This is a genomic window from Streptomyces sp. ISL-99 (assembly GCF_018614005.1).
GTDB lineage: Bacteria > Actinomycetota > Actinomycetes > Streptomycetales > Streptomycetaceae > Streptomyces > Streptomyces flavidovirens.
In genome coordinates, this window is record NZ_JAGGPC010000094.1 from 15,515 (window position 1) to 33,171 (window position 17,657).

The following is a 17,657-nucleotide window of genomic DNA, read 5'->3' on the forward strand; positions in this document are numbered from 1 at the left end:
GGAACCCTGGAGGCCGCGCATGACCCTCTGGCCCGTTTACACCGGATCGAACGAGCCTCACGATGGCGTCGATGCACTGCCCGACCCACCGCCATGGCGCACCTTCGACGGCGGTCCCGCGCTGCCCGCGGTGCCGGAGGAGGAGCGGGAGGGCGGGGCTCCGGGCCGGGTACACCGGGCCAGGACGTACCAGCCGACCCCGGAGACCGTGCAGCTCGTCAACGCTGCCCTGTACCTGCGGCGCCCCCTGCTCGTGACCGGACCGCCGGGCAGTGGGAAGTCGAGCCTCCCGTACGCGGTGGCGAGGGAGCTGAAGCTGGGCCGGGTCCTCCGCTGGAACATCACCAGCCGTACCACCCTCACCGACGGGCTGTACCGCTACGACCCGCTGTCGCGGCTGTACGCCGCCGGGCGGGTCGGCACGGGCGAACCGGACGCCGAGGAGACGGCGATCGAGGACCACCTGCGACTCGGCTCTCTGGGCACCGCACTGCTTCCGCGCCAGCGCCCTCGCGTGCTGCTCATCGACGAGATCGACAAGTCCGACCTGGACCTGCCCAACGATCTGCTGCACATCCTGGAGGAAGGCCAGTACGAGATCCCGGAGCTAGTTCGCGCTGCGCGCTCACGCCCGGTGGCCGACGTCATGGTCGCGGACTCGGAGAAACGTGTGCCGCTACGACACGGCGAAGTCCGCTGCCGGGCATTCCCGTTCGTGGTACTGACCAGCAACGGAGAACGCGAGTTCCCGCCCGCCTTCCTGCGCCGCTGCGTCCGCCTCGAACTCCGCCGCCCCTTGCGCGAGCAGCTGGAGGACATCGTGCGCGCCCACCTAGGAGACCTGAACGACCGGGACCTCACCCTCGTCGACACCTTCCTGCGCCGCGGCAGCGCTGGCGAGCTCGCCACTGACCAACTTCTCAATGCGATCTATCTGACCAGGACATCGGGCCTGGCGGCACCGGCCAGAGAGGATCTGGCGGAGAAGCTGATGCCGTATCTGGGACGCGCCGCGGAAACATGGGACACGGATGACGTCTGAGCGGAGGCAGAGGCAGGCCCACCGCGCCGACCGCCCCACCCAGACGCTGGGTACCCTCGCCAGGCTCTTGGCCCAGGCGGGCGACGAGCCGCCGACCGGCCGTGAACTGGCCGAACTTCTTTGGCTTGCACGGCAGATGGACGACTTCCCCCAGCTCGAGGAAGCCGCGAGGGCCGCGACTGCGGAGGCGGGCGCCGCCCGACTGGACGAACGGACCGCCCGTGCCCCTACGGCCCCGCCACGGCGGGAGGAACCGCCGCCCGAGGCGCCGAGGCCCGCCCCACCCCGGCCGGCCGTCCAGCCGCCGCCGCGGGTCCCGTTGCGCACCCCGTTGCCCACACCCCGCACGCCCGAGCCAGCTGGGAGGCACGTTCCCCTTCTCGCGCCCGGACCGCCGATGCTCACGAGGCCGCTCGACCTGCAGCGTTCGCTGCGGCCGCTGCGGCGCATGGTCCCGAGCACAGCCGGCTGGGAGCTGAACGAAGCGGCGACGGCCGAACGCATCGCCACGCTGGGCAGGGGGTACTGGGTTCCCGTACTCCGCCCCCAGCAGGAGCGCTGGCTGCACCTGCGGATCGTGTACGACGCGGGGCCGACGATGACGATGTGGCGGCCGCTCGTGCGAGAACTGCACACCATGTTCGTGCAGACGGGAGCGTTCCGCACGCTCGATGTGCTGCGACTCGGCCCGGAAGGCAGACTGCCGCTGCGCCACAGGGAGCGGGGCCGCACCGCCGTCCTCGTCGTCAGCGACGCGATGGGCCCGCAGTGGCGCGAGGGCCCGGCCGGCGTGCGCTGGCGGGCCACGCTCGCCGCGCTCGGAGCGGAGATGCCGGTCGCGCTGCTTCAGCCTCTCCCCGAGAGACTCTGGCGGCACACCGCGATGCCCGTCGAGCCAGGCCGGTTCGTCGCCCCCGTTGCTGGAGCACCTAACGCGGCCCTGGACTTCATTCCCTACGACGGTGGTGGCCGTGCCCTCACAGGAGTGCCGCTCCCCGTGCTCGAACCTTCCCACGAGTGGCTCGGCCACTGGGCGGCACTGGTTTCCTCCCCGTCCGGCACGGAGGTGCCGGGCGCGGCGGCCTTCCTCACGTCGGGCCCGTCGGCACCCCCGAAAGATGCCCTCATCCCGGGGGAGGCAGACCCGGAGGAGCTGGTGATGCGGTTCCACGCGGTTGCCTCACCGCAGGCTTTCCGGCTCGCCGCGCATCTGGCTGTCGGCTCGGCCCACTTGCCCGTGATGCGACTGATCCAGGCGGCCGTCGAGGAACGTCCCGCACCGCAGCACCTTGCCGAGGTCGTACTCAGCGGCATGCTTCGCGCCGCGCCCAGCGCGGGCCCAGGCGCGTACGACTTCCGCCCTGGCGTCCGCGAACTCCTTCTCACTGCCCTGCCCCGTACGTCTCTGGTCAGCACCACCAAGCTCCTCGCCCGTATCAGCGCCGAGATCGACGCCCGAGCGGGCACGTTGCCAGGGGAGTTCTGCGCGCTCGTGGAGAGTCTGGAGGAGCAGAGCGGGGCACGGGCCGTGGGCGGCCCGTTCGCTCTGGTGAGCAAGGAGAGCCTGCGACTGCTGCGGGGCCCGGAGCAGCCGTTGCCGACCGGCGAGACCGCCGCAGTCGGCCCCGCGCACTCGACCGCCGTGGTCGCGAACGACGGGTGGGATTTCTGGTCGGGTCTGATCGCGGAACGCTTCCGGCCGCTAGGACGCAGGACCGACCGCTCCGGCGAGCACCTTCTCCTCGCAGATGACGAGATCATGGAACGCCGGGTCCTCCTGCGGGTCTACCCGTACCCGGCGCCCGCCGGCTTCCTGGCACGCGTGGACAGACTCCGGAACATCACCCACCCGCACGTCGTACCGGTCCTCAGCGGCCTGGAACTCGACGGTTGCTGCGCGGTGGTCATGGCGAACCTGCCAGGCACCACACTGCGTGACCTTCTCTTCGGTAGACCGGAGGGACTGGACACCGAACTCGCTACAAAGTGGGCCGCAGCGCTCTGCTCGGCGGTCGTCACCCTGCATGACACCGGGATCGTGCACGGACGGATCCACGCCGACCGCGTCCTCTTGTCCGAGGAGGGCGAGCCCCTCCTGACCGATGCCGCCCCGTACCTCGGCCTCCACCGTGTCGAGGACGACCTGTACGACTTAGGGCGGCTGCTTTACGAACTTGCGACTGGACGCCAGCTGCAAGACGGCGTCTCCCCACTGTCGCCCCGAGAGGTCAGGCAGGAGGTGTCCTTGACGCTGGAGCAGGCCGTGCTGGGTCTGCTGTCCGCCGTGGATGCGCACCGCCATGACGCCGTGCGCCACATGGCGGACCTGAACGCTGCGGGCTTCAGGGATCCCAAGACGACCGCCGTGTTCCGCCGCCCGAACTACCGGGTGTTCGGCCCCGTCAAAGCCTGGCTCGACGCGCTACCGGAAGCGGACGCGCTGATCCTGGCCCGGCTGCTGCTCGCTCGCGGCGACTGGATCTCGGCCGATGATCTCCGTCGAACTTCTCCGGATCCCCTCACGGAGGGGGACTTGCGCCATCGGCTCGCCCTGCTCATCGCCAAGGGCCATCCCATCGAAGAGTCCGTAGAAGGAGCCCGGATCATCCTCACCGGCGGACGCTTCGACCTGGCTCATGCCGAGAAGCTTCTGTCGGCGGCAACAACCGCCGGCAGGAACGGTGATCGTCCGATGAGCGCACGGCTCTACCGGGCCGCCCAAATCCTGCTGAGGGACGAACCTCTAGCAGGCCTGCGGGGTTCCTGGGCCGAGACCGAGCGGCGAAGACTTCTGGCACTGTACGAAAGCCGCAGGGGGGAGCTGCCCGGGCCTGAGGACCCGGATCTCGGGGGATCCCGGCTGCGAATCCTCGTCTCCGGGACAGGCGACGCATTGGACGCCGACGACTTCACGAACCACCTCCGGGCCCGTCGCACTGCACCCGGCCGGCTTCTCACCCCTCTCGACCCCGTCCGAGCCGTGGATCGGGTGGCGCAGGTGGCCGAGCGTCACTGGACGCTCCGTCGCGGTGGGACGCCCGCCACGATGCGCATCGTCCTGGCAGGCGAGGAGACTGACGAGGAACTCCTTGACGAGATCGCCTCGGCGCTGCCCCCGGCTCTCGCACAGGGACGACCACGACGGCGCGTGCTGCTCGCCTACCCCGACTGGGTCCACGGGCGAGGTGACCTGGGTCTGCCCACCCGAAAGGTGCCGGCGTACGACCGCTGGCTCTGGGTGGAAGTCTCCTCGATCCCCCCGCTGCCCCCGCCGCCCGCAGAAGGCCGCAGCAGCCTGTTCGGTCGATTGTTCGGCCGGCCGTCACCTCGTGACTCCGGGCCTGAGGAGCGGGGGTGAGTTTCGGCTCAGGGCTGCGGTGATCAGGCAGGCGGGCACGAACGTCCGCGGGCTGGCGCGGCGCATCGAGCTTGCGAGGGGTTGCAGCATGAAGCGTGAGCGGGCGACTGCAACCCTGCACGAGATGCTCGACCGCCTCGAGCAGAACACCTGGCCACTCGACCTCATCACCGAAGTCCACCTCTTCGGCTCCTACATTCGGGGCGCCTTGCCAGTCGGTGACATCGGCGTCGTGGTCCAGCACACCACCGACGAACGCTGGACCCAGCAAGTTGTCGATGCCCTCTTCAGTGTCCGCGACCACCAGACGCCCATGTGCAAGGCCCTGCGCGGCAACCGCCGAGGTGTCAGCCTCCATTTCCATGGACGCCTCCCTCCGGGAGGAGGGCATCGACCTGTTTCTGCTCTTGGAGCGGGGCGAGCCGATCACCCTCGCTCGGCAGAGGCTCGCCGCGATCGCCGTCGACTCGGCCGCCGGCCGCGCTCCACGCGACCACGTCCTGCTCGCCTGCGAGACGATTGCCGATCTGCTACCCAGCCCCGTTCGCATCGATATGCACCGCTGGAGCACTGGAGGCAGGATCGCCATCACCACATGCGCCCTCGCCGACGCACGCCCAGCCCTGTTCTAGCTCCGTTATGGAGCACGTGGACGATCGCTAGAGCACCAACAGCCCGCTGCGCCGCGCCGTCGGCGCCGCGCTCGCTCACCTGGAGAGCACGGGTCATGCCCCGGACCGCATCGTGTTCCGCGGTCAGCCTACGGGGCGAGCGATGACACGATCGGCCGCTTCATCGACCTGCACTGGCGCTACTGGAGAAGCGCGCACAGCTATCTTGAGGACGGTCATGCCTGGTTCGAAGTCCTGCCCGCCACGCCCCGCAAGCCCCTTCCCCATCCCTCCCAGCGACCGGCCGTCGCCCGGGCAGCCGCAGTCGCGCGGGGCGCAGTCTCTGTGTTCTCCTCAGCTCGTCGCCGGGCCTGACGAGGCAGCGATGCGCGCCGAGATCCCCGTACGTGTACCTGGTGGCCGAGATCGGGCCAACGTTGGCACCTTCGGGCGCTCCACCGAGCAGGCCCCGCATCGTAGAAACGGCGATCGTCCCTGCGATGGCCTTTTACGGCGATCTCGGCGGCTGCCGTAACGCGATTGGTCCCGTTCTTCCGCGCCGCGCAGGGCCAGGTGGCATACTGGCTCTGCGCTTGTGGGCGCGTACCACCCCGTAGGGCCACCGCCTTGGGTGAACCCGGCCGCCGCCAGGACCACGGTGATGTACTCCGGCTTGGATCTGACCCTTCACGTCCAAGGCCTGCTGGATGCAGAGTGCGGTGGGGTGTATCCGCTGTGGAGCGGGCCTGATGGGATCGTGATGTCCGGTCGTACTCACCGCACTCGTCTGGCCCGGGCCTTCGCCTCTGCCCAGTCCATGGCTTACCAGAAGGCCCTCCATCATGTGATTGCCTGCAGCGAGGCGGGACTTCTCCCGACCCGGCTCGACGGTGCGGGCATGGAAGAGGCCCTGGTCGTTCTGCAGCAGAACCTCAGTGCACCTGGCATGACGAGGCGGATTCATTCCAGTGCGGAGCCGAGCACCGCTGCAACGGCGACGACCGAGACCGTACCGGTCAAGCAGCCTGCGCTGTCTAAGGACCCGCGGTGTCTTGCTCTGGCCGAGGCGTTGAAGCCGGTGCTTCAGGCCAGTTGCCCTGAAGGGGCCGGCGGGTACGGTGGGGCTTTGCAGGCCAACCTCCACGCGGCGGACGCGGACAGGCTGGGAGGGATGGAACTCATCCGTGCCGCGATGCGCCGCGCGGCACGACAACTGGGATGGCGCGTACGGACCCTGGGCTACGCCCGAGACCGCCTTGTCATGGTGATTATTCAGGACGTTCGCGATGCGCCCGCCGAGTTCGCGGATGCTCTGGAGGCGGACTTCATGTCCACATGCGTTGAGGTGCGCCAGCGCATGGCGGCCGACAGGGATGAGGAAGCATCGAGCGCGTTGGGGCCGGCCCCTGTTGAGCGGCAGACTCAAGCCTTCCTGCAGGCTGCTCGAGCAGCGATCGCGGCGGATCCCGACGCGTGGCGTTAGATACGACTGACAGAGCTGATGGGGACGATCTTTAGTGCAGCCGCCATCCGCCGGAGGTCTGTTGGCCGATGGTGCCGGGGAGTCCGATCACGGGGTCGGTGAGGGCGGCTTAGAGGTCTTCAGGATGTGGGGCGGAGTCCCAGTGCAGGGTGCACTGGCTTGCGTCGACGGACAACCGGCGGTGGTGGCTGTGTGCGCGGATGAGACGGCCGGTGAGGTTGCTGAACCAGGTGCCGAGGTCCCAGCTGCCATCCGGGGCGTGAGCGCACAACCGCACGGTCAGCGCGGCAAGGAGAGTTTCGGTCTCGACGCAGAGAGGGGGAGCGCGTTCAGGACGGCGTGCTCCTCGGCGGTGAGGGGAACGTCGGTCGTCCAGAGTTGGGGCGTAATTGCTGTCCGGTGTGCCAGGTACTTACAGGCGGCCGTGCCGGTTGCTGGTCACGGTCAGGGCGGCGCCGGTGGGCAGATGCCGCAGGCGCCATCCTTCCGCGTGTGAGCTCTCCACCCCGTAGCCCCGGCAGCCCGATCTGCGGGAGGTTGTTGCGGCCGACCAGCCAGCAGGCCACGCTGTATGCCGTAGCGGTCGCCTTCTGGCGTTTGCTGACAGTGTGAAGGGGGTACGGCTGCGCGGGTCCCGGGCTTCGGACTCCCGTTCCTCACATCTGGGGGCTTGCCCTAAGGTCCCGAGAATGGATCAGGCGACAGTAGGACTCGTGGGCGCGGCTATCGGTGTCTCAGGAACGGCACTGACTGCATTCGTCACGGCTTGGGCAGCACGCTTCAACCATGATCGCCAGCGGCAGCAGGCGCACAGGCAGGAACAGCGAGAGGCCTTTGCAGCGCTCCTCGCCGCGGCCTACGCGATGCAGGCCACGAATCCCAGAAGGAAGAGCACCTACCGGCATGAGCAAGTCCCTCCTCCGCCGGGCCATCAAGGAATCTGGGTTCAACCGATCAACGAATCCCATCTCGACCAGGAGTGGGCTGATGCCGTTCACCGGGAAGCTGACCGTGTTGCCCTGCAGATGCCCCTGATTGCGTTGTCGGGGCTTCAGCTGTACTCCGAGGCTCGCAAGATCAACGACGTGGCGGATGACCTCACCAGGCAGGCCCGGCAGAACTCTGACGATGCCGGGCACACTGTTCGAAACCTCTATGCCAAGCTGGAAGGCGCTGTTAACCGCTTCACTGAATCGGCGGCGCGCCTCCTTGCCGACACATGACGATCGAGGAGTGGCTGCCCGGCCGTCGGCTATGTGAGGGCTGTGGTGATCGGCTTAGGCCGGATGTTGCAGGCGGTGTTCTGCTCGAGCAGGTGCCGTTCGAGGCAGTGGCAGTGCGGCGGCGGTGTCTGGCGGCTGGCCAGGGCGGCGTGGGCGAAATCGAGCGCCCGGAGTGCGGGGCTTGCTGGGTGGCCGGCGTCGACCGTCGCTCGGAGCTAGCACTCCGAGACCCTCATCGCCTTGCCGGCCATCACGCTCATAACGAGGAGGCTGGCCCGGAGACCAGGCCAGCCACCAGCGAAGCCGTCAGAGGACGGTGACGGTGAAGCTGCCTTCCGCCCAAGATGCCGATGCTGCCCCGCGTAGTGACGAGAATCGACCGACGGAGAGGGTATGACTGAAGTCGAGTCAACTGCCCGCAGCGAGCAGGGGCAGTTCCGACCAAGCAATATCGCCATTGCCCAGGTCCGTGTGCGGCTGCGCCCACGACCAGTCTCCGTGGTGAGCTGCCGGGCGGACCATAACCAAGTTCTGCGGAGCACCAGTTGCTTGCGCGGGGCTGAGCGCAGAACCGCGTGGTTCGGACCGCGAGTGAACGGAAAACACCCCCACTGGGCCGGGCTGAGGCGGACTTGCAGGAAGGCATCGCACCATGAACGGGATAGGACGGCCTGGACCGCCTCGATGCGCACGGTAGGACATTGCCCTGCCACATGAGCAACACACGATCGACTGCCCCAGTCGACCTGGTTGGCGTTAATTGAGGGTCGCGGAACGTACACAGCGCTGCTCGAACTTCCGTTGCGTAGACGTCAGGCTGAGGAGTCGATCGGGCGGCGTTCGGCATCTCAGTCACCCCCGCTAACGCAGGGCGAGAAGACGTCATCCACGAGAAGGATCGTGGCACCAGAATCACCCCCGCTTGCGCGGGGTCCGGCTGCTCTGAGCTCGGGCGTCTGGAAGGAGTTCGGGTCACCCCCGCTTGCGCTGGGTCCGGCTGCCGTCATAGTTACAGGCCTGGTGGATGACCGATTCATCCCCGCTTGCGCGGGGCCCGGGCTTTGTGACCTGGCCCGTTAGGAACGCCTTGCGACTTCTTGACTGTCGGCAAGTCTAATCTCATTGGATTTCTAAACGATAGCGCGGGAGATCAGCCAGCGGAGCACGGACGTAACTCGGTGGAGATCTCATCGTGCAGGGAAGTGCTGACCCCAGAGGATCCGCCCACCCGTTACCGGCCGGTCAGGGCGACAGGGCCGCCTCCGCGCAGGTCTTGTGGCAGGGCACACCGTAGTCGTCGAGCAGGAACGCCGGCGCTCCGCAGTGCCGGCACGGCTCTCCCACCGGCAGGCTCCGCGACGGATCGCTCCAGTCCAGGACCACCCCCTGGCCGGGAACTGTGACGGTTGCCGCTGACGCCGACCGCCGAGTGGGCTGGTCGACAGTGATCGACAACGCCGCGCGTCCTCGCCGCTGCAGCGGAGGACTCGGAACCCAGGTCTGCTTCCCGAACTCGCAGGCGAGATCGGCGTTCCGTCCGGAGAAGTGCAGCCTGTCGTCCACGTCGTCCTCGTAGACGCTCTGATCGACGTGGCAGTACTCGGACCACGTCGCCAGGTCGCTGGCCGGCACCCACAGGTGACTGCCCGAGCGGCCGCCGGAGCTGGAAGGTACGAAGAGCGACGCGACGCTTCCGGTAGCTGCGCCGATGAGGACCTGGCCGACGGTCACCCCCTGTGTGTTGCCCTCGTGGCCGGTCCAGCCGGTGCCTTCGTCGTCAAGCCTGCGGGGGGTGTCCCACTGCAGGTGGATCCGATGACAACCGGTCTTCGACAGGCCGTTCAAGCAGGGGCGTTCGGCGGACTCTGTACACCTCCACTCCGCGAGAACGCGGTACCCGCCGACGAGCGGGAGGTCGGCTGCATCGCTGATCCCGCGCCAGGTCACCCTGCGGGTCAGCATCCAGTTGGCTCGGTCGACCAGGTGGAATGAGCCGTCATGAGTGATCCAGTTGGCGGTGAGCCCTGCGGCCGCGTGGCCCGAGACCGGCGAAGGACATTGCCCGCGCTGGCGTTGTAGTACTGCGCTTCACAACCCAGGCTGAGCCCGCCGACACCGATGATCGTCACGTCAGGCCGAGAGGTGCGAACCTTCGTCGCCTTCTCCACGAGCGCTTCGAGACCAGCGGCCTGCGCCGTACGCCCGGCGATGCCCGCCCCGACGAGAAGCAGGGCCAGCGCCCAGAAGGGGAAACGCCTCCCACATTTCGCAGGGAAACACCCAGTGTCTGCCTCAGCTCTGCAGGTACACGCAGAGGCGGGGCCGTTCCCAGTACCCGTTCGCCGCATTGCGGCAGAAGCGGGTGGGCGGGGGCGGTGGACGCCCGAGGGTGCCTCGGTGCCCTGCCTGTCGGGCCGGGGTGCGGCCGGCCCAAGGCGCCGTCGTCATATCGAGATCGGATGGACGGATCTAGCGGCTGAACAGACGCCGTACGCGGTGCAGCAGGCGGTGAAGCAGCGACGTGTCCTCAGCCGCGGGCTGGCTGAGGCTGCCTCGTGCAGCTGCGATCTGTTCGGGCTTCCAGTGCGCGGCCCAGCGGACGGCGTTGCGACGAATCCAGTAGTGGGACTGGCAGGGGTAGCTCCAGTTCCCGATCGACGGGTGGAGGCTGATCGATTCGCCGTCGAAGGTCAGCTGCCAGTCGGCCGGGCTGAGGGGGGTGACGACCTTGCTGCCGCACCCACAGCAGCACAGGTGCATCGCGGTGGCGTACTCCGTGGAGATGTACAGGACGCCCGGACTCAACCGTTCGGGGATGTACCGCACGAACTCGTGAGTGAGTCGGCTGGTCCTCACGGCGTGTCCTCGTTGGTCAGGATGTTGCCGTCGATCTGGTAGATGCTGTGGAACTCCTGCTCCAGGTCCAGGTAGAAGCCGCACAGCTTCTTCCACTTGATGACGGCCAGGGTGGCGTTGAGGGCGTTGAGGTCGGCGATCTGGATGTTGTTCTGGTACTCGTTGGGCATCTCGCCCTCAGCCAGCGGTACGCGCTGGTGGTCGTGCACGTGCCGGCGCTGGGCCGGGGTGCTGGCCGTGACCCGGACCAGACCGGAGAGCTGCCCTTGGGCCTCGTACACACCCATGCCGACGTCGATGAACGAGACTTGGTAGTCCTCGAGCTTTTCGGTGATCAGGCGCCGGGCGGAGTTGCTGTCCAGCGCGAGGAAGACGAAGTCCGCCGTCCGCAGGGCCTCGGCGTTCGACTCGTCGACGTAAAAGGGGTGGGGCGTGATGCCGCGGCGCATCCGGCTGTAGAGCGCGGCGAAGTGGTCGGCCTTGTAGGGCGCTTGCTCGAGATCTTCGCGGGATGCCGCGCCGGGGGAGCGGAAGGCGTTGTGCTGCAGGAAGGTGTCACCGTCGTAGAGATGGATCTCTTCGACGGGGCTCTTGGCGACGAGGTCGAGGATGTAGCTGCCGGTCCCGCCGAGGCCCACGATGGCGATGCTGAGCCCTTGCAGCCGCTCGGCGGTCGCGCCGATCCCGGCCCTGCTGGTGGCCGTGTCCTCGTAGCAGAAGACGGAGTCCTCGGCGTCGGCGTCGATGAGGGGGAAGGTGAGGGCGGTGGCCGTGGGATCCAGGGCTTGTGCGGGGGAGGAGAGGATGGTGGCGTACGTGGTCATCTTCTCGTGGTAGTCCCGGTAACCGGCGGCGGGTTTGCTGGAGAAGGTGAAGTCGATCTCGACGCCCGCACCCGGGGTCTGGCGCGTGCGGTCGTTGATGAGGGCATCCAGCGGCTGTCCCAGGTGATCGCACGGTTCCGCGCCGCTGAACATGGCCACATGCGTGCCCGGGGTCACGGTCACGTCGCCTGCCAGGGAAAGCTGCGACACCAGGACGCCGTAGCGGACCTTGCGTTGCCTGTCGACGTAGGGCACGTGATGCATGAGCAGCAGGCCCGAGCGCACCTCGATGGCGTAGCCCTCGTCGCGCAGCCGCTTGAGGTCGGCGCTACGACTTGTCAGTTGCGGTGACATTGAGAACCGTCCTGTTCTTGATCTTCACGCTGTTTCCGGCGGTGAGCGTTCCCTGGGCGGGCTTCTGGTCGGCGTGCCTGAAGCCGACGGTGATCAGGACGTACGGCCCGGTAGGGACCGGGTCGAAGGCGAGCCGGACGACCTCGTCGAACGACAGGGTGCCCGAATCCACGGTCCGTTCCTGGCCGTTGACGACGATCTTGTAGAGGCGGACACGTCCGGGCGATGCCGGATCGAGAGGACGGTTCATGACCCACTCCTTTCACTACGGTTTCACTGACGGCAATGAAACCGTAGCACGTATGTCGCGCCGACACGCCCGAACGGGTGACCCTGTGCGTACCGAGCGACTCCTGGCATGCTGATCAGTCGTGCTACTGGAACTCGCCGGACGTCACCCGCTGCTGCGCGACAACATCACCACGCGGAGCACCACGCACGACCAACTCATCCTCGACGCCCGCCGCCTGCTGTTCGCCAGCCCACTCGACCTGGCCGTCGCGGCCGCCACCGCACACACCCACGCCGGACTCGCGGCCACCGTGCTCCTGCCGGAATCCCCAGACGTCACCTCCTACATGCAGCGGATGGACCTCATCGCAGCGCTGCCGCCCGACACGCGGGTCGTAGGAAGCTCCCCGGGAGAAGCGCGCAGCGACCGCTCCGAAACGCTCCTCGAACTCGCACTCCTGCATCCGGACACGGCCGACGACATCAGCGAGCGGCTCGGCCGCGTCGCTACCCGACACCTCGGCCCCCGCGACGGAGTCAGAGCCTTCAAAGGCATCGGCGAACTGCTCGACAACGCCATCAGCCACGGCGCCAGCCCCAGCGGAGCATTCATCGCCGCCCAGGCCTACAGTGGCAAAACCACCGGCTACCGGCGCCTCGAAATAGCCATATGCGACACGGGCGTCGGCGTCCTCGAACACCTGCGCCGCAACCCCGCCCACTCAAGCATCGCCACCAGCGCTCAAGCCCTCGAGCGCGCCCTGCAACCCGGCGTCAGCGGCACGCCGGAACAACGCGGCAACGGCCTGCCCGACCTGCTCAAAGGCACCAGCGACACCGCGGCGACCCGCCTCGTGCTACGCAGCGGCAATGGCCTGCTGCGCGCCGGACGACACCGACACGCCTCGGTCACGCGCAGCATGCTCACCGCCGCTCCCGTACGGGGAACCTGGTCGTGGCTGAGAGTCTCGTATCGCTCCTGAATGAGCTGTGCTTCAATGAACTAAATGAAACCGAAGAAGCGCGAAGCGTCATTCACCTACCCCGTGAAAGAGCACGGCACGTTTCTCGCCACCAGGACGAAGGGCGCCGACGCCCGCCGCACCCTGGAAGAGGAACTGAGAGCCGCCGCTCCCGTCGTCATGCTGACCATCGACTTCAGCGGCGTGCAGGCGATGACCAACAGCTTCATCGACGAGTTCCTCGGCAAGTTCTACCTCCTCCTTACTGCCGGCGACAGCACCCTCGAGGGTGTGCAGCTCACCGGACTGGACGACGAGACCCGTGAAGGAGTCGCTGTCTGCCTGGAGCGACGCAAGTCGATCGCAGTCGACGGCGACACCCACGGCTTGCTCGGTGACACAGCCATCCTGGCCGACACCTACGCCCAGGCCCGCCGACTGCGTCTCTTTCGAGCGGCACAGCTGGCGGAGGCTCTAGAGATCTCGCTGCCCAACGCCAACAACCGGCTCAAGAAACTCGTCGAAGCCGGGGCCCTGCACCGCGAACGCTCTGGTGGACCCGAGCGAGGCGGGAAAGAGTTCAGCTATCGACTGCCTCAAGGCTAGCCTTCGGCCGCGGCGGGTCTTTGAGTCGTTGGCGGCGGACCAGCAGCGCGCGCTGTGAGCGCAGGTGTCGGGTCTAAGGCATGCAGATCGGGCGCTGCTAGCCTCCGGGCTGATCGCAGCGCGAGCAGCCCGGGGCAGGCGGGAAACCTGAAGGGTCAAGAAGCCGATTCAGCCAGCCGTCAGCCGAATTACCTGGCGTCAGTGCAAAGGAAGGGTCGCCATCCTTGTCGTGCCCGTCCACGGCCACCCTGCTGACGCAGGACTGGCCGCGGACGGTCGTAGCCAACTGAGGACATCGAGTCATCCTCGCGCAGGGGGTGGCGGGAGGCAATCGAGCGAAGCATCCACGCCGGGGAGTCATCCCCGCTTGCGCGGGGCCGAGCGCAGAACCGTGTGGTTCGGACCGCGAGCGACGGAGCACCCCCGCGGCGCGGGGCTGAGGCATCTTCAGGCGGCTTTCCAGGAAGGTACCGCAGGAGAAGGGGAGACAGGAAGAAGGTCACCGCTTCACCTCGCCCGCGGCCCGTTATCTCGCACACAACTTGTACCGAGGCGGGGCCGAATCACCCCCACTACCGTGCGGGCCGATCCCTCAACCACGGGGGGAGACAAGGTGGCCCATCCTGCTTCAGCTTGCACCGCCCGACCGCGCTGGATCCCTTCCACACTCCCCGGCCGCCGGACGCAGTCCGCAGGCCGTGAAACGTGAAGAGGACCCGCTGCGCGCGGCGACCGTAAGGGCCCCTCGCCCCCGCAGCCGTCGGACACGCAGCGCAGGACGACGCCCCGGACCGGACATCACGGTGCGAGGAAGACCACCCCGCTGCGGTCTTCCTGCATCCGGGCCACCCGGACAGCAGTGTCGAAGGCGATGCCGCGGAAGTACTCCGCCTTCACTTGTTCGACCGGAATGATGTCCTCCTCCGCGGCAGCACTCAAGTGCGCCTTGAGGCAGTCCTCCCACACGACGGCCGACACGCAGGGACGGGAGATCCACGCGTCGAATAGGACGGCCTGGGCGATCTTGGCCTCGCCCTCATGCGCCATGATCCGCCACCGGACCTGTGCTTTGTCCTTCTTCTCCGTCCGGCCGATCTTGACGTACGACAGCTGCGAGCACATGGAACGGAAGAACAGGACGTACAGCCGGTCTCCGACGCCGTCGAGCGAACCCCCCTTGTACTCCAGGTCCCTCCACGACTGGTGCCGTACCGCCGCGACGATCTCCGCGGGCGGCAGACGCCCGGTGTCGAAGTAGTCGCACAGCAGTACCTTCGCCGTCATGGAGTCCAGGTACGGGTTCCTGTACTGCACGTTCAGCCTCGTCGTCGGCAACGCCTGCTGCTCCCACTGCGGCGCATTGCTGCTCGTCGCCGAAGTACTGCTCGGTGTAGAGATCCTCTTCTCGCATGTCCGAGATTGTGATGCGGCAGCGCCGCCAGCAGAAGAGCACCTCAGCCAAGGGGCACCTGCCGGATACCCCGTCCCGGCAAAGGCGATGCCCCCTACAGTGCTCCCATGGCCTATGACGAAGAGATCGGGACCATCCGAGACGTGTTCGTGGTGGAACGCCCGACTGGGACGAGCCTCTCGGATTCGAGCAGTCCCGGGGGGATCAGCGCCCTCCTGCGGGACGCCGCTAACGTGCTCGCTGGACACGCCGTGCTCTACCCGGCCGACGCCGAACTCGACGAGATCAGGGCTGAGGCGAGGGAAGAAGGCCGTCAGGAAGGCGTCGCGAACGGCGTAGTGATCGGCGTCGCCGCCACCGTCGTCGCCGCCGCCCTCGGGGCCGTCGCCGTGAAGGCCGCGCCGCACCTCAAGAGCAAGCTCACCGGCCTCAGGTCGAAGCTGAACCGCAAGCCCGAGGACACCGCCGAGACGGGCCCCCTCCAGGCCGTGCCGGAACCGCCCGCCACGAAGGACGAGGAATCCCCGCGCCGAGGTCGGCACCTGCACGTGGCGTGATGCCCCCTGCGGACCACCTGCCGCATGTGCCCTTGCGAGGGCGTACTTACTGGGCGGCGTTGCGGCTGCCCGAGGCAGAGCTGCCGGCCGGTGCCGGAGAGATCCCGGAGCCCCGTCATCGATCCCGCGGCACATGGGCCGAGGGTGTGGTTTCAGTGGGTTCCGGAGCCGAAGGTCGCCAAGGACCGGCGGCATCTCGACCCAGAGGGTGTGGCCGTGACGTCCGCCTGGACGTCCGCACACAGCAGGTCAAGGCTGGTCGCACGGCGCTGCGGATCAAGAATGAGCCGGATGCAGGTCTCTACGCCGCCGAGGTGCAGGACCCTTAGGGCAACGGATGCGACGTTGCCTGAGGGCCGTTGCGATGGTCCTGGTCACGGCCGCTCGTTCATGGCTGCGACCGCCACCGTCGCCTGGTGCCGTGTGCCCGGCGCTGCCCTCCGTGAAAGGAGGCCCCCGGGCAGCACGGGGACTGTGGATGGAGACGCAGTGTACGTACTGACGCTTCACGCCACGAGCGATCGGGCTCTTGGGGGTTGGGGCGCGCAGAGAGCCAGTAGAGCTGAGCGGGGGCGTAGTGGGAATAGCGGTTGGTGGTTTCGGTCGTGGCGCTCGTGTGGTCAGGCATGGCGTCGTGGCGGCAACTGAGGCTGGCGCAGCATGCCCAACCCACTTCCGGACCGCTTGCTGCCTGCTACGTTGTCGGACGACTGGCGGACGCTGAGTGACATCGCCGTTACCCTGTGGCTGGTCGATGCGGCGAGTATGGGGAGCGAAGCCGGTGAAGATTACGACGTTGCGGCTGAGCAACTTCCAGTCCTTCAGTTCGAACGCGACAACAATCGACCTTGATGACCTGACGTATGTCCTCGGTCCAAACGGCTCAGGCAAGACCACCGTCCTTGAGGCGCTGTCCAGGCTGTTCAGCCCGCTGGAAGCTCAGCGCAAGATCCGCCTTGAGGACTTCCATGTGAGCGTCGACCAGCCGGCAGGTGAGTTGCAAGCCGGGGAGCCGACATTGTGGCTGGAGGTGGATGTAGAACTCCCGGAAGCAGGAGCCGACGGGCAGCATGCGTCGGTTCCACCCAGTTTCTCGCATATGGTGATCGACTCCGCGAATGGGGTTCCGCGGACCCGTGTCCGGTTGACAGCGTCACTGGCCCCTGACGGCGTCATCGACGAGAAGATTGAGTATGTGCTGGCGGTGAATGAGGCGGGTGATCCGACTCGTTGTGCTGACATGTCGCGGTATGACCGTGGGCATATCGAGGTGCACTATCTTCCGGCTCGTCGGGACCCTGCTGACCATGTTTCGTACACGGCGGCATCGCTCATTGGACGCACCCTGCGAGCCGCTGACTGGGCGACGGAACGCGAAACGCTGAGCAACCTCACTGCTCAGATCACCGCATCGCTCGGCAAAAACGCTGCAGTAGCGAGCATCGGTGATCGACTAACCGACGAATGGCGCGGGCTGCACCGTGGAGCGTTCTTCAAGGATCCGTCGATTGCCTTCGGACGGGGCGAACTGGAGGGCGTGCTGCGCCTCCTCACTGTGACCTTCTCGCCCACGCACGACGGGGCGCCGCTGCCTTACGAGCGGCTGAGCGATGGACAGAAGTCCTTGCTCTATATCTCGCTCGTGCTTGCCTGGCATTCCCTCGCTCGGCGAGTCCTCAACGGCGAGGAAACCTCCATCGACGCCGACCGCCTGCGCCCGCCCGTGCACACCGTCATCGCGCTCGAGGAGCCCGAGAACAGCCTCGCGCCGCAGTATCTTGGCAGAATCATCCGCCAGCTACGCAATGCATGCGCGGGCGGTGACGTCCAGTCCCTCATTGCCACTCATGCGCCCACCCTGCTGCGTCGCGTCGATCCCCGCACCATCTGCTTCCTGAGGTTGAACGCTGCTCGAGAGACGACCGTCCACCGCATCGTCCTGCCCGAGGGGGGGAGTCGGCCGCCAAGTATGTGCGGGAGGCGGTGCAGTCCTACCCCGAGCTGTACTTTTCTCGGCTCGTCGTGCTCGGCGAGGGCGACAGCGAACAGGTGGTCCTGCCACGTGTCCTAGCGGCCGTCGGCCTCACGGAGGACGATGCATCCGTTTCGGTGGTTCCCCTAGAAGGCTCGTGAAGATCT

General features: G+C 67.4%; 15 protein-coding genes. 10 read left to right on the forward strand and 5 right to left on the reverse strand.

All coding sequences use genetic code 11. From position 1 onward, the window contains the following. Positions 1-19 precede the first annotated feature (19 nt). From J7E91_RS35030 to J7E91_RS35050, 5 genes are all read left to right on the forward strand, one after another. Positions 20-1,042: a MoxR family ATPase gene (locus J7E91_RS35030; protein WP_214911414.1), complete on the forward strand. Its 1,023-nt coding sequence runs from the start codon at positions 20-22 to the stop codon at positions 1,040-1,042. Further along, positions 1,032-4,400 (forward strand): SAV_2336 N-terminal domain-related protein, encoded by a 3,369-nt coding sequence (locus tag J7E91_RS35035; protein WP_285439179.1) that lies wholly within the window; start codon positions 1,032-1,034, stop codon positions 4,398-4,400. The genes J7E91_RS35030 and J7E91_RS35035 overlap by 11 nt, the downstream gene beginning before the upstream one ends. 362 nt (positions 4,401-4,762) lie before the next feature. Then, entirely contained in the window at positions 4,763-5,032 is a 270-nt protein-coding gene (locus tag J7E91_RS35040) for a hypothetical protein (RefSeq protein WP_214911418.1), read from the forward strand. A gap of 610 nt (positions 5,033-5,642) precedes the next feature. After that, complete coding sequence (locus J7E91_RS35045) at positions 5,643-6,494, forward strand: hypothetical protein (RefSeq protein WP_308377571.1); 852 nt, start codon at positions 5,643-5,645, stop codon at positions 6,492-6,494. Positions 6,495-7,183: 689 nt separating this feature from the next. Beyond that, complete coding sequence (locus J7E91_RS35050; protein WP_214911420.1) at positions 7,184-7,717, forward strand: hypothetical protein; 534 nt, start codon at positions 7,184-7,186, stop codon at positions 7,715-7,717. Positions 7,718-8,959: 1,242 nt separating this feature from the next. Here J7E91_RS35050 and J7E91_RS35055 read toward each other — a convergent pair. The 4 genes from J7E91_RS35055 to J7E91_RS35070 form a co-directional block, all read right to left on the reverse strand. Then, positions 8,960-9,562 carry a hypothetical protein gene (locus J7E91_RS35055; protein ID WP_214911422.1) on the reverse strand — a complete coding sequence of 201 codons (603 nt, stop codon included), beginning with the start codon at positions 9,560-9,562 and terminating at the stop codon, positions 8,960-8,962. A gap of 624 nt (positions 9,563-10,186) precedes the next feature. Further along, complete coding sequence (locus tag J7E91_RS35060; protein WP_214911423.1) at positions 10,187-10,573, reverse strand: DUF6527 family protein; 387 nt, start codon at positions 10,571-10,573, stop codon at positions 10,187-10,189. Further along, on the reverse strand, positions 10,570-11,751 hold the full coding sequence (locus J7E91_RS35065) for a ThiF family adenylyltransferase (RefSeq protein WP_214911426.1): 1,182 nt from the start codon (positions 11,749-11,751) through the stop codon (positions 10,570-10,572). The genes J7E91_RS35060 and J7E91_RS35065 overlap by 4 nt, the downstream gene beginning before the upstream one ends. Next, positions 11,726-12,001: a multiubiquitin domain-containing protein gene (locus J7E91_RS35070; protein WP_214911428.1), complete on the reverse strand. Its 276-nt coding sequence runs from the start codon at positions 11,999-12,001 to the stop codon at positions 11,726-11,728. Before J7E91_RS35070 ends, J7E91_RS35065 begins: the two co-directional genes overlap by 26 nt. A gap of 121 nt (positions 12,002-12,122) precedes the next feature. Between J7E91_RS35070 and J7E91_RS35075 the strand changes: the two genes are divergently transcribed. Beyond that, entirely contained in the window at positions 12,123-12,965 is an 843-nt protein-coding gene (locus tag J7E91_RS35075) for a hypothetical protein (RefSeq protein WP_214911430.1), read from the forward strand. Between the two features lie 24 nt (positions 12,966-12,989). After that, a complete protein-coding gene (locus tag J7E91_RS35080; protein WP_214911432.1) occupies positions 12,990-13,550 on the forward strand; it encodes a DUF4325 domain-containing protein in 561 nt (186 codons plus the stop codon). A 798-nt stretch (positions 13,551-14,348) separates the two neighbouring features. Here the strand turns inward: J7E91_RS35080 and J7E91_RS35085 are convergent. Beyond that, the gene (locus J7E91_RS35085; RefSeq protein WP_214911434.1) at positions 14,349-14,864 is read right to left on the reverse strand and encodes a hypothetical protein; all 516 of its coding nucleotides are present in this window, start codon (positions 14,862-14,864) and stop codon (positions 14,349-14,351) included. A gap of 204 nt (positions 14,865-15,068) precedes the next feature. Here J7E91_RS35085 and J7E91_RS35090 point away from each other — a divergent pair, with 204 nt between their 5' ends. The 3 genes from J7E91_RS35090 to J7E91_RS37485 all read left to right on the forward strand — a co-directional run bounded on the left by J7E91_RS35090 (position 15,069) and on the right by J7E91_RS37485 (position 17,651). Next, positions 15,069-15,518: a hypothetical protein gene (locus J7E91_RS35090; RefSeq protein WP_214911436.1), complete on the forward strand. Its 450-nt coding sequence runs from the start codon at positions 15,069-15,071 to the stop codon at positions 15,516-15,518. 781 nt (positions 15,519-16,299) lie between these two features. Next, complete coding sequence (locus tag J7E91_RS35095) at positions 16,300-17,589, forward strand: ATP-dependent endonuclease (protein ID WP_214911438.1); 1,290 nt, start codon at positions 16,300-16,302, stop codon at positions 17,587-17,589. Next, a complete protein-coding gene (locus J7E91_RS37485; RefSeq protein ID WP_374224830.1) occupies positions 17,568-17,651 on the forward strand; it encodes a hypothetical protein in 84 nt (27 codons plus the stop codon). The genes J7E91_RS35095 and J7E91_RS37485 overlap by 22 nt, the downstream gene beginning before the upstream one ends. The last annotated feature ends 6 nt before the right edge of the window (positions 17,652-17,657 follow it).